General features: G+C 70.5%; 12 protein-coding genes. 7 read left to right on the top strand and 5 right to left on the bottom strand.

The window, feature by feature from the left end; translation table 11 throughout:
* Positions 1 to 16: 16 nt before the first annotated feature.
* From IFR11_RS13640 to IFR11_RS13620, 5 genes are all read right to left on the bottom strand, one after another.
* A complete protein-coding gene (locus IFR11_RS13640) occupies positions 17 to 1,228 on the bottom strand; it encodes a hypothetical protein (protein WP_191916528.1) in 1,212 nt (403 codons plus the stop codon).
* Positions 1,221 to 1,913 (bottom strand): HAD hydrolase-like protein, encoded by a 693-nt coding sequence (locus tag IFR11_RS13635; RefSeq protein WP_055832266.1) that lies wholly within the window; start codon positions 1,911 to 1,913, stop codon positions 1,221 to 1,223. Before IFR11_RS13635 ends, IFR11_RS13640 begins: the two co-directional genes overlap by 8 nt.
* A 56-nt stretch (positions 1,914 to 1,969) precedes the next feature.
* Positions 1,970 to 2,665: an endonuclease NucS gene (gene nucS / locus IFR11_RS13630; protein ID WP_055832263.1), complete on the bottom strand. Its 696-nt coding sequence runs from the start codon at positions 2,663 to 2,665 to the stop codon at positions 1,970 to 1,972.
* Positions 2,666 to 2,674: 9 nt separating this feature from the next.
* Positions 2,675 to 3,595 (bottom strand): hypothetical protein, encoded by a 921-nt coding sequence (locus IFR11_RS13625; protein WP_191916527.1) that lies wholly within the window; start codon positions 3,593 to 3,595, stop codon positions 2,675 to 2,677.
* Between the two features lie 161 nt (positions 3,596 to 3,756).
* Positions 3,757 to 4,992 carry an MFS transporter gene (locus tag IFR11_RS13620; protein ID WP_191916526.1) on the bottom strand — a complete coding sequence of 412 codons (1,236 nt, stop codon included), beginning with the start codon at positions 4,990 to 4,992 and terminating at the stop codon, positions 3,757 to 3,759.
* A 77-nt stretch (positions 4,993 to 5,069) separates the two neighbouring features.
* Between IFR11_RS13620 and IFR11_RS13615 the strand changes: the two genes are divergently transcribed.
* From IFR11_RS13615 to IFR11_RS13585, 7 genes are all read left to right on the top strand, one after another.
* Positions 5,070 to 6,119: a substrate-binding domain-containing protein gene (locus tag IFR11_RS13615; RefSeq protein ID WP_191916525.1), complete on the top strand. Its 1,050-nt coding sequence runs from the start codon at positions 5,070 to 5,072 to the stop codon at positions 6,117 to 6,119.
* A gap of 98 nt (positions 6,120 to 6,217) precedes the next feature.
* The gene (locus IFR11_RS13610) at positions 6,218 to 9,145 is read left to right on the top strand and encodes a Na+/H+ antiporter subunit A (protein WP_191916524.1); all 2,928 of its coding nucleotides are present in this window, start codon (positions 6,218 to 6,220) and stop codon (positions 9,143 to 9,145) included.
* Positions 9,142 to 9,723 carry a Na(+)/H(+) antiporter subunit C gene (locus IFR11_RS13605; RefSeq protein WP_191916523.1) on the top strand — a complete coding sequence of 194 codons (582 nt, stop codon included), beginning with the start codon at positions 9,142 to 9,144 and terminating at the stop codon, positions 9,721 to 9,723. The genes IFR11_RS13610 and IFR11_RS13605 overlap by 4 nt, the downstream gene beginning before the upstream one ends.
* Entirely contained in the window at positions 9,720 to 11,276 is a 1,557-nt protein-coding gene (locus tag IFR11_RS13600; protein ID WP_191916522.1) for a Na+/H+ antiporter subunit D, read from the top strand. Before IFR11_RS13605 ends, IFR11_RS13600 begins: the two co-directional genes overlap by 4 nt.
* Positions 11,273 to 11,887: a Na+/H+ antiporter subunit E gene (locus IFR11_RS13595; protein WP_055832244.1), complete on the top strand. Its 615-nt coding sequence runs from the start codon at positions 11,273 to 11,275 to the stop codon at positions 11,885 to 11,887. The genes IFR11_RS13600 and IFR11_RS13595 overlap by 4 nt, the downstream gene beginning before the upstream one ends.
* Entirely contained in the window at positions 11,884 to 12,150 is a 267-nt protein-coding gene (locus IFR11_RS13590; RefSeq protein ID WP_055832242.1) for a monovalent cation/H+ antiporter complex subunit F, read from the top strand. Before IFR11_RS13595 ends, IFR11_RS13590 begins: the two co-directional genes overlap by 4 nt.
* Positions 12,147 to 12,345 (top strand): cation:proton antiporter (locus IFR11_RS13585; protein ID WP_191916521.1); only part of this gene is annotated, 199 nt, incomplete at its 3' end. The genes IFR11_RS13590 and IFR11_RS13585, both read left to right, overlap by 4 nt.

Here is a 12,345-nt window from a genome sequence, read left to right as displayed (position 1 = left end):
GCTCTCGGCCTCTCGCTCAGAGCTCGGCCGAGGAGACGGCGTGCCAGGCGGCGCGCGCGTTGGCCAGGGCGACGACCGCGTCGGTGGCCGCCCGGGCCGCTGCCAACTCGCGACGCGCGGTCTCGAGGCGCAGTCGGGCGTCGATGGCCAGAACGCCCTCGCGCGCGTCGGCCGCGGCGAGGGCGGCACGCGCGCACGCGAGAGTGCCGGGCAGGGCCGTGCGGGCGACCTCGAGCCGATGCCGGGTGCTCGGTGCCTCGCCGAGGGCGTCGTCGCGCACCTCGCGCACCCGCGCCACGGTTTCGACGGCGGTGCGCGGGCGACGGGGAGCGTGGGCGGCCGCGTCGTCGAGGTCGCGGACCGCGGAGAGCAGACGCGCCTGCGCGCCGGGCGCGCACGCGTCGGCGCGGGCGGTCGCGAGCTCGATCGCCGCGCCCAGTTCGGCGCGGGCCGCGGCCAGCTCGGCGGTGACGTTGTCGGCGGCCTGCAGGGCGATGCGGTGGGAATCCTCCACGGCACGCAGGTGGCGTCCGGCTCGGCGGGTGGCGTCGGTCGAGCGGTGCAGGTGCATCATCACGGTTGCGACATCGGCGTCGCGTGCCGCAGCGCGGTCGATCTCGGCGTCGGCCTCGATCAGCGCGGCATGGCCGGCCTGCGCCGAGAGGGCGGCGTCGCGCCAATCGTCGGCGTCGAAGCGGTCGCCCAGTGCCGCGAGCAGCGGGGCCGGGTCGCCCGCTGAGGTGACGGCCTCGTCGCGGCGCCGACGTGCGGCTGCGACGAGTGCGGCCGGGGTGCGATGCGCCGTCGACCAGGCGGCGAGCTGCGTGCGCGTCGCCTCGACGCGGGCGAGCTGCGACACGAGCCCGGCGCGCAGCCGCTCGGCCTCGACACGTCGTCGCGCGGGGACGACGGCACCCCGTCGCAGCGACGAGACGTCGGAGAACCCGCGGTCGCGAGCGCGTTGGGCGGCGGTGTACGCCCGACGCAGATCTGCCGGGGCATCGCTCGCGGGCAGGGCGTCGGCCGCTTCGAACGCGATGTCGAGGGAGTTGACCGCATCATCGAGGTCGAGCAGGGCGGCCTCGGCGGCGGTGACGGCCTCGGCCGCCGCGGCCTGCGCGCGTGGCGAGCGGTGACGCACCCGAACGACCAGCACGACGATCGCCGCGACGAGCAGACCGCCGGTGAGCGCGATCGCCGCGGGGATCGCCCAGGCGACGTCAGTCACGGTCGGCGGGGGCGTCGTCGACGAGCAGCAGGGCCCGCAACTGGTCGACGTCGTCGACGGCGGCCTGCGCGCCCTCGGACTCGTGCGGCCAGCTGAACCCCCAGCGCACGAAGATCACGGGCACCTCGGCATCCCGACCGCCCTCGACGTCGTGGTGACGATCGCCGATCAGCACGGGGCGCGAGACGTCGACACCCTGCGCCTCCAGTCGCCGCAGGGCCTCGCGGACGATGTCGGACTTCGTGCTCAGGGTGCGTTCGTCGAGCGACGCCCCGACCACGGCCTCGAGGTCGGGGGCGAGACCGAAGTGGTCCATCAGGGCCACGACCTGCACCTCGGGCTTCGAGCTGGCCGTCGACTGCGGCACACCGGCGGCGTGCAGGTCGTGCACGATCTCACCGACGCCGGGATACAGCCGCGCGCTGACGGTGTAGCCCTCGCTGCGATTGAGGCCGCGATAGAACGTGACGGCCTCGGTGGCCTGCTCGGGCGTCATCCCGACGTTCACCTGGAAGGACTCGAACATGGGCGGCCCGATCCAGTGCGACAGTTCTCCCCGCGTCGGCGGAGTGCGTCCGAAATGCTCGAGGGTGATCGTCAGGCGACGGAGGATCCCCTCGGACGCGTCGACGAGAGTGCCGTCGACGTCCCACAGGACACACGAGAAGGGGGAGCGTACGGGCATGCTCCCACGCTACCGGCGCGGCATCGGCCCGGCTCGCTGCCCACGCGTGGAGTGCGTCAGAACAGGCGCGGCGCCCCCGACTGCACGCCCTTCATCTCGTCGTAGTCGAGGGTGAGGCAGCGGATGCCGCGGTCGGTGGCGAGCACGCGGGCCTGGGGCTTGATCTCTTGGGCCGCGAAGATGCCGGTGACCGGAGCGAGCAGGGGGTCGCGGTTGAGCAGCTCGAGGTAGCGCGTGAGCTGTTCGACACCGTCGATGTCGCCGCGGCGCTTGACCTCGATCGCGACGGTGCCGCCGGCGTCGTCGCGCAGCAGCAGGTCGACCGGACCGATCGCCGTGGGGTACTCGCGACGCACGAGTCGCAGGCCCTCGCCGACGACCGAGACCTGCTCGGCCAGCAGACGTTGCAGGTCGGCTTCGACGCCGTCCTTGATGAGGCCGGGGTCGACGCCGAGCTCGTGCGAGGAATCGTGGACGACCTCGTGGATGCGCACCAGCAGCGCATCGCCCGTCTTGGCGTGGGTGACACGCCACCGCTCGATCACGCCGTCTTCGACGTCGGCCTCATCGGGCTGCTCGAGCGTGAGACTGCACGGCGGGCTCATCCAGTTGAGCGGCTTGTACGAGCCGCCGTCGGAGTGCACGAGCAGGCTGCCGTCGCCCTTGTGCACGAGCAGGCGGGTGGCGAGGGGGAGATGCGCGTTGAGTCGGCCGGTGTAATCGACGGAGCAACGGGCGATGACGAGACGCACCCGTCGAGCCTAATCGCGCTCGTGGCGCGGACCCTCGGTGACGTGCCATTTCGGGTTCGAGGCGAACTCCTCGATCAAGGGCAGGTGCACAACCCTGCCGATGTCGGCGGGCGCCGGAGTCACACCGCTCTCCCACGCCAACAAGTACGAGGTGCCGTCCAATTCGAGCCCGCCCAGGTCGGCCAATGTCTTGCGGTCCCGGGGTGCGTAGCGTCGCAGATAGGACTCGCTGCCGACGCGCGGATCCGTCAGGAGCTTTCGGCCGGTGAACACGCTGGGCGTGAGAGACGTGCCGATCACGCGGGTGACGACGGCGCCCCACTCCCGGGTGAAGTCGTCGACGGTGTGGATGCCGTGCTCCCGGGCGAACCGGACGGCGATGGCATGCAGCGTGTGGTGCTTGCTGAGGACATGCCCGTCGACGCGGAACGTACTGCGGTCGCCCGCCAGCGTCTTGCGCTCGACTTTCTGCTCGAAGAGCGCTTGTGCCTCGGCGGCCTCCGCGGGGATGCGACGGGCGATGTCGGCGACGGCGGCGCGCACGAGTTCCTGCACGTCGGGCGGGAGCGGCCAGCGCTCGTCGAACTGCTCGTATCGATGCGAGGCGCGACGATGCAGTTGCGTCAGATACTCGCGCGAGGCGGGTTCTCGCTCAGCGCGGCTCATCGCCTCGAACACCTCCCGCGTCGTGAGGGATTCGTGGATGTCGAAGGCCTCTTGGAGCTCCAGTACTTCGCGCTGTCTCTCATTGGCCAGGGTCAGGCGTTCCTGCGTCTCGAGGCGGCGGGCCTCGCTGTCGCGCTGGGACTGCTCGAATTCGGCCTGTCGCTGCTGCGATGCCCGTTGCACCCAGTTCTTGATCGACCACGCGATGGGCGCCAGAACCACGGCGACGAAGATGCCGCCGAGATCGAACGAGAAGAACTCCATCGGTTGCCGTTCCTTCCCCACGTCAACGCGTCCCGGTGGTTCCGAGGTCGCCCGACGCTCCGGCGCTCAGACTATCCGGATGCGCGGATCGGTCTCGACGCCGCCGCCGTTGTCCCTCCCGATTCCTCCCGCCCGGGGTGGAGCACGTCTGCCGGAGCCCGTCAGCGGCGCGCTTCTTCTGCTTCGGCCTTCGCGACGACGAGCGGCTTGGCCGCGCCCGAGAAGAGACCGGATGCCACGATCAGGCCGACCACGATGAGCAGCGTGTTGAGCAGCCCGATGTGGTCGCCGATCCACCCGAGGATCGGGGGACCGCAGAGGAATGCGACGTACCCGATGGTCGCCGCGGCGGCCACGCGCGAGGCGGCCTTGGCGGGGTCGTCGGCGGCGGCCGACATGCCGATCGGGAAGCCGAGGGAGGCACCGAGACCCCACAGTGCCGCGCCCACGAACACCCACGGGCCGAACGGCGCGAGGATGAACAGCAGCAGGCCCGCGGCCGCGGTGGCCGCCAGCACCCGCAGCACCAGCACGCGACCGAGACGATCGACCACCGGTCCGCCCGCGATGCGTCCGACGGTCATCGCGACCGAGAACACCGCGAGCACGGCGGGGCCGGCCTCTTCGGGTGCTCCGTGACCGTACACGACGGCCGAGGGGAGCCAGTCGTTCGCGCTGCCCTCGGCGAACGCCATGCCCAGCATGATGACGCCGAGCGTGTAGGTGCGCGGCTCGCGCCAGGCCTGCAGCGAGACCGCGAGGCGCTCGCGCCAGTGAGCGCGCTCCTCGGCGACGGGGGCGTCCATCGCGGCCTCGGCGCGGGGGACGTTGGCGACCGAGACGAACGCCACCACGACGATGACCACGCCCATGGCCACGCAGTGCGCGACGACCGGGATGTCGAAGCGCACGGCGACGAAGCCGAGGGCGGCGCCGATCACCGTTCCGAAGCTGAAGAAGGCGTGCAGCAGGGGCATGATCGTGCGGCCCGTGGCCTTTTCGAGGGCGGCGCCCTCGACGTTCATCATCACGTCGACGGCGCCGTTGCCGAACCCGAACAGGGCGAGGCCCACGAGCGCGACGGCGAAGAGCTGCAGGGAGTCGGTGCCGAAGCCGATGATGGCCAGGCCCACGCCCACGAGCACCAGCGCGACGAGCATTCCCGTGCGGGCGCCGATGCGGGCCATGACGGCGGGGGCGATGGAGAGTCCGATGATGGATGCCACGCCCATGCCGAGCAGCAGGAGCCCGACGCCGGAGTTCTCGATGCCGAGGGACTCGCGGATCGCCGGCACGCGCGAGGCCCAGGTCGAGATGCTGAGTCCGCTCGCGAGGAAGATGGCGCAGATCGCGACGTGCCAACGCACGAGTTGGGACCGGGTCAGCGTGGAATGCATGGCGCCACTGTACCGAATCGATTCGACGTCGATCGAATCGATTCGGAAGCGCGCGTGTCGCGGGTTACGATCGGCCCGTGAGCACCCGACGCGCCACCATCAGCGACGTCGCCCGCGAGGCGGGCGTCTCGCCGTCGACCGCCTCGGTGGTCTTCAGTGGCAAGACCCCCACCTCGGAGGCCACCCGGGCACGCGTGCTCGCCGCGGCGCAGAGTCTCGGCTACACCGGGCCCGACCCGCGCGCGGCCTCTCTGCGGCGCGGACGGTCGGGCATCGTCGGCGTCGTCTTCGACCAGCACCTCGGAACCGCCTTCCTCGACCCGGTGACGACGCACATGATGGACGGCCTCGCCGACGGGGTCTCGCGCCTGGGCGCGGCCTTGCTGCTGCTGCGCGACGACGGTGAGACGGTGAGCGAGCCGTCGCTGCACACCGCGCCCATCGACGCCGCCGTGCTGATCGGGTGCAGCCCCCGCATGCGCGACTCGCTCGAGATCGTCCGCGGACGCGGCATCCCGGTCGTCGTCGTCGAGGGCGACGCCGGCGAGGGGATCCCGCGCGTGCTGCTCGACAACACCGAGGCGCAGTCCGCCGCCGCCGAACACCTGGCCGACCTCGGGCACCGCGACGTCGTTCTCGTCACCCTGCCGATCGACACGTCGCGGCGGCGGGGCTGGATCGCGTCCGACGAGGTCGTGCGCGTCGACGTCACCGCCGATCGACTGGCCGGGGCCCGTCGCGTGTTCCCCGACGCGCCCGCGCTGGCCGCGGCCACCAGCTCGATCGACGAGGGCGCGATCGCCGGACGCACGCTTTTCGCCGACCCCGCCAAGCGCCCCACCGCGGTGATCGCGCAGAGCGACCTGCTGGCGGCCGGGGTCATCCGCGCCGCCGAAGAGGCGGGCCTTCGGGTTCCCGACGACGTCAGCGTGACGGGGTTCGACGGCGTCGTCGTCGACGGCCTGGCGCCGCACGTCCTCACGACGCTGGTGCAGCCGGCCACCGCCAAGGGCCGCGCGGCCGGCGAGGCCGTCGCCGCGATGCTCGAGGATGCCGTGCCCTCGGGTCTGCGGTTGTCGTGCACGTTCCGCGAGGGCACGACGACCGCGCCGCCGCGTACCACATGAGGTCGCGGGCAGCGGCGCGTCTCATGCTCCGCATAGAATAGTCACGACACCCCGAGAGCCCGGGCACTCCACCCGTCGACACCCGAGGAGGCCCGACCATGCTGATATTCCTCGGCGCCTTCGCGGCTCTCCCGCTCCTGCTCCCGTGGCTCGTCTCACGCATCGGAGCTCGGGCGTTCTACGTCGCGGCGGTGCTTCCGGCACTCGCCTTCGGCTTCGCCATCGTGCAGGCCGCGTCGGTCTTCGGCGGAGACATTCCGTTTGAGGAATACCAGTGGATTCCCGCGCTGGGCGTCTCGCTCTCGATGCGCATGGATGTGCTGGGCTGGCTGCTCACCCTCGTCGTCACGGGCGTCGGCGCGCTCGTCATGCTCTACTGCCGCTGGTACTTTCGCGGCAAGACGCAGGGCGTCGGGCAGTTCTCGGCCGTGCTGCTGGCCTTCGCCGGCGCGATGTACGGCCTCGTGCTCACCGACGACATCGTCGTGCTCGTCATGCTGTGGGAAGCCACGAGCGTGCTGTCGTACCTGCTCATCGGCTACTACCACGGTCGTGCGGCGAGTCGCCGTGCCGCCCTCCAGGCCCTGCTCGTGACGACCCTCGGCGGCTTGGTCATGCTGATCGGCGTGGTGCTGCTGGTGGTGCAGGCGGGCACCTCGAGCCTGTCGGCGATCCTCGCCGATCCCCCCGTGGGGACGGTCGTCGACATCGCCGTGCTGCTGCTGCTCGTGGGCGCGCTGAGCAAATCGGCCATCTTCCCCTTCCACTTCTGGCTGCCCGGCGCCATGGCCGCTCCCACCCCGGTGAGCGCCTACCTCCACGCCGCCGCCATGGTGAAGGCCGGCATCTACCTCATCGCGCGGCTCGCCCCCGGCTTCGCCGACACCCCGTTCTGGCGCCCGACGCTGATCACCCTCGGTGTCTTCACCATGCTGCTGGGCGGTTTCCAGGCGCTGCGCGAACGCGACCTGAAGCGCATCCTGGCCTTCGGTACGGTCAGCCAGCTCGGCTTCCTCACCGTCATGCTGGGCTATGGAACGCGCGATGCCGCCCTCGCGGGCGTCGCTCTGCTGCTCAGCCACGCTCTGTTCAAGTCGTGCCTGTTCCTCGTGGTCGGCGTCATCGACCGTCAGCTCTCCACGCGTGACATCGGCGAGCTCTCGGGTGTCGGACGCCAGGCCCCGGTCATGGCCACGGCCTCGTTCATCGCGATCGCGTCGATGGCCGGCGTCATCCCCACGTTGGGCTTCGTCGCGAAAGAGACTGCTCTCACCGCCCTGCTGCACGAGGCCGAGGGCGGCGCCGGATGGGGTCTCGTCGCCCTGATCGGCATCGTGTTGGGTTCCGCTCTGACGGCGGCGTACGGCATCCGGTTCCTCTGGGGTGCGTACTGGACCAAGCGCGACGTCGAGAAGACCGAGTGGCCCGACCCGCCCATCGGCTTCCTCTCGGCCCCGGTGCTGCTGTCGGCGGCCTCGCTCGCGCTCGGTTTCCTGGCGCCGATCGTCGACCACTGGCTCGCGCCCTACGCCGACGAGCTGCCCGAGGCGACGGCCGGCGTTCCCGCGCCCGAGTACCCGTACCACCTCGCGCTCTGGCACGGTCTGGAGCCGGCGCTCTTCATCTCGCTGGGCACGCTCGCGCTCGGCGCCGGGGTGTTCTGGGTCGTGCGCAAGACGCAGCTGCACAAGCGCCGCCGCGTGCTGCCGTTCACGGCGAACGACGTCTACAACGCCACCCTGCGCGGCATCGACCACACGTCGGAGTGGGTCACCGCGCGCTTCCAGCGCGGCTCGCTGCCGTTCTACGTGGGCACGATCTTCGTCGTTCTCGTGGTGGCCGAGGGCACCGCGTTGCTCGCCTCGAGCGAGTGGCGCGCGCAGCTCGACGCGTGGCAGTCGCCGGCGCAGCTGATCTCGGCGCCGATCATGATCGCCGCGGGCATCCTCGCCGTGCGGGCGCGCAAGCGCTACACCGGCGTCGCGCTCGTGTCGGTCACCGGCCTCGGCATGGTCGTGCTCTTCGCCACCAGCGGCGCCCCCGACCTCGCCCTCACGCAGGTGCTCATCGAGACGGTGACCCTGGTCGTGTTCGCCCTCGTGCTGCGGCGTCTGCCGGCTCGCATGGGCGAGCAGAACGAATCGGTCGCCCCCCTTGCGCGCGCCGTGCTCGGCGCCGGCGTGGGTCTCACCATGGCGCTGGTCGCCGTCGTGGCGACCGGCGCGCGGCAAGACCTTCCCATCTCGCTCGAGTGGCCGGCCCTGGCGTACGAGATCGGCCACGGCCGCAACGTCGTCAACGTCGCGCTGGTCGACCTGCGCGGGTGGGACACCATGGGCGAGCTCTCGGTGCTCGTGCTCGCGGCCACGGGCGTGGCATCGCTCGTCTTCATCACCGACCGCAGCGACAACCTGTCGCGGCGCTCGGGCACGGCCCGCAGTCGCACGGGTCTCGGTCGCCGTCGCCCGCTCGTCGAGACCGACAGCGGAGTGCGGGCCCAGCGCGTGGGCGAGACCGATGCTCCGCGGGCCTGGCTCATCTCGGGCTCGAAGGTGCAGCCCGAGAACCGGTCGATCCTGCTCGAGATCATCATCCGGGTGCTCTTCCACTCGATCATGATCGTGTCGCTGTACCTGCTGTTCGCCGGGCACAACCTCCCCGGCGGCGGCTTCGCCGGCGGTCTGGTCGCCGGCATGGGTCTGGTCATGCGCTACATCGCCGGTGGGCGATGGGAGCTCGGCGCCGCCGCCCCCACCGACGCCGGCCGGCTGCTGGGCGCGGGCATGGCGATCGCCGTGCTGTGCGCGCTGGTGCCGATGGCCTTCGGTTTCGCGCCTCTGCAGAGCTTCACGTTCGAGGGCGAGCTGCCGCTCATCGGTCACTGGGAGTTCGTCACCAGCACGATCTTCGACGTGGGCGTCTACCTCGTCGTCATCGGCCTGGTGCTCGACGTGCTGCGCAGCCTCGGCGCCGAAGTCGACAGGCAGTCGCTGCATCCCGAAGACGCGGAGGTGGTGGGCCCGTGACCATCTCTCTCGTCCTCGTCATCGTGATGGCCGTGCTCTTCGCGTGCGGCGTGTACGCGATGCTCGAGCGCAGCCTGACCCGCGTGCTCATCGGCTTCCTGCTGCTGGGCAACGCCGCCAATCTGCTGCTGCTCATCGTCATGGGCGCTCCGGGCAGAGCGCCGTTCTACGACGGGCAGACCGACCCCGCCGACATGTCCGACGCGCTGCCGCAGGCCCTGACGCTGACGGCCATCGTCATCACGTTCGGCATCTCGGCGTTCCTGCTCGCGTTGATCTACCGGTCCTGGCAGCTGGGTCAGGCCGACACGGTCATCGACGACGCCGACGACGTCGCTCTTCGTACGCGCACGGCGACCGAGCCCGAAGACGCCATGGACGAAGAGTCGCGTTCCGACGACGACGACGTCACCACCGACTTCGTGGGCGACGTGGCCTCGCCCATCCGGGTGCTGCACCAGGGCGACCTGTCGCAGCTCGTCGACGACGCACCGGTCGACCGCGTCGCCGTGCAGCGCGACGACGACGACGCTCCCACCCCCGACTCCCGCGACCCCCAGGATGGTGATCGCGCGTGAGCGCCCTCGTTCCCCTGCTCGTCGGCATCCCGCTCATCGGCGCCGCGATCAACCTCGTGTTCGGCCGTCGCAAGAAGACGCAGATCGTCGTGTCGGTGGCCTCTCTCGCGGCCGTGCTCGTGCTGGGCGCCGTGCTGCTCGTCGAGGTCGACACGAACGGCCCCCTCGCCGTGGCCATCGCCGCGTGGGACATCCCGTTCGGCATCGTGCTGTACGTCGACGTGCTCGCCGCGCTGCTGGTGGTGGTCACCAGCATCGTGCTGCTCGCCGTGCTGCTGTTCTCGATCGGCCAGGGAGCCGCCGACAACGACGAGGACACCCCGGTCTCGATCTTCTACCCGGCCTACCTCATCCTCGGCGCGGGTATCTTCAACGCCTTCATCGCGGGCGACCTGTTCAACCTCTACGTGGGCTTCGAGATCCTGCTCGTCGCCTCGTACGTGCTCATCACCCTGGGCGGAACCGAGTCGCGTATCCGCACGGGGGTCGTCTACATCGTCGTCTCGCTGGTGTCGTCGATCCTCTTCCTCGCCGCGATCGCGATGGTCTACGGCGCGCTCGGCACGGTCAACATGGTGCAGATCAGCGAGCGCATGGCGCTGCTGCCGCAGGACACCCAGACGGTCCTGCATCTCATGCTGCTTCTCGCGTTCGCCATCAAGGCGGCCGTCTTCCCGCTCTCGTTCTGGCTGCCCGACTCGTACCCCACGGCTCCGGCGCCGGTGACCGCGGTGTTCGCCGGGCTGCTGACCAAGGTGGGCGTCTACGCGATCATCCGCACCGAGACCCAGCTGTTCGTCGACAACGACCTCAACTTCCTGCTGATGATGGTGGCGCTGTCGACGATGATCGTCGGCATCCTGGGCGCCGTCGCGCAGGCCGAGCTCAAACGCATCCTGTCGTTCACGCTCGTGAGCCACATCGGCTACATGATCTTCGGCCTGGCCATCAACACGCCGCTGGCGGTGGGGGCGACAATCTACTACATCGTCCACCACATCATCGTGCAGACCACGCTGTTCCTCGCGGTGGGCCTCATCGAGCGCCGCGCGGGCAGCACCTCGATCCTCAAGGTGAAGGGCCTCATGCGGGCCGCGCCCCTTCTGGCGGTGCTGTACTTCATCCCGGCCATCAACCTCGGCGGTCTGCCGCCCTTCTCGGGCTTCATCGGCAAGTACGCGCTCTTCGACGCGGCGGCCCAGGTGGGGACGCCGGTGATGATGGTGCTGATCGTGGGCGGGATCGCGACGTCGATCCTGACGCTCTACGCCCTGATGCGCGCGTGGAACCTGTCGTTCTGGCGCGAGAACGAGGATTCGCCCGAGACGATGGAGCGCGTCGCCTACCTCGGCAACGCCCCCGCCGCGACGATCTCAACCGAGCGTCGCGCGATCCCGCGCATCATGACCTCGGCGACCGTCGGCATGGTGGCCGTCACCCTGGCGCTGACGGTGTTCGCGGGCCCGCTGCTGGACATGTGCCTGCGGGCGGGCGTCACCATCACCGACGGCGTGAGTCTCGTGCAGGTGCGGGAACAGGCGGGTCAGCAATGAGCCCGTCGCGCCGCTCCCAGGTGGGGCTGTTCCTGCACCAGCTGCCGTTCCTGGTGTGGCTGGTCGCCCTGTGGATGCTGCTGTGGGGCCAGTTCACCTGGCTGGCGTTCCTCACCGGTCTGGTGGCGGCCATCTTCGTCACGCGGGTGTTCCGCCTGCCCCCGGTCGAGCTGTCCGGCCGCATCAACCTCTGGTACGGGCTCGTCTTCGTCGTCACCTTCCTCGGCGCGGTCATCCGCGGCTCGCTCATCGTGGCGTGGCAGGTCGTCGATCTCCGGCGGCAGCCGGGGGCCGCGATCATCGCGGTGCCTCTGCGTGTCGACGACGACGTGATCATGGCGCACACCGCCGTCACGGCATCCCTCATTCCCGGCTCGCTCATCGTCGACGTCGACCGCGAGAACCGCACCCTGTTCCTGCACACCATCGGCGTGCGAAGCGATGCGGATGCCGAGCATCAGCGCCGCGTCGTGCTCGGCTGGGAAGCCCGCATCACGCGGGCCGTCGGCTCGAAGGAAGAGCTGCAGGAGCTGCGGGCCAAGATCGCCGAGTCCGATGCCGATGCCCGGCACGGAGCCGAGACCCCGCGCGACGGGAGAACCCTGCTGTGAACCCGCTCGTCGTCGTCATCCTCGCCGTCTTCGCCGCCGCCGCGGTGCTGGCGCTGATCCGCCTCGTGATCGGCCCGTCGATCCTCGACCGCGCCGTGGCCGCCGACGTGCTGCTCACCGAGGTGCTCTGCATCCTGGGTGCCGACATGGTGATCAACAAGCACACCCAGTCGCTGCCCGCGATGCTCATCATCGCCGCGGTCGGCGTGTTCGGCTCGATCGCGGTCGCCCGTTTCGTCGCGCGCAAGGAGAACCCGAGATGACCCTCGACTCCGTTCTCGACACCGTCGCGCTCGTGCTCGTGCTCATCGGCGCGGTGCTGTGCCTGACCGCGACGATCGGCCTGCTGCGCTGGCGCGACGTGCCGACCCGTCTGCACGCGGCCACCAAGCCGCAGGTGCTCGGCGTGCTGCTCATCGTGTCGGCGGTCGCGCTGTCGCTGCGCACGTGGGAGGCCC

Origin of the sequence: Microbacterium sp. CFBP 8801 (assembly GCF_014839455.1) — a bacterium.
Lineage (GTDB): Bacteria > Actinomycetota > Actinomycetes > Actinomycetales > Microbacteriaceae > Microbacterium.
This window is presented reverse-complemented; position numbering and strand designations above follow the sequence as displayed.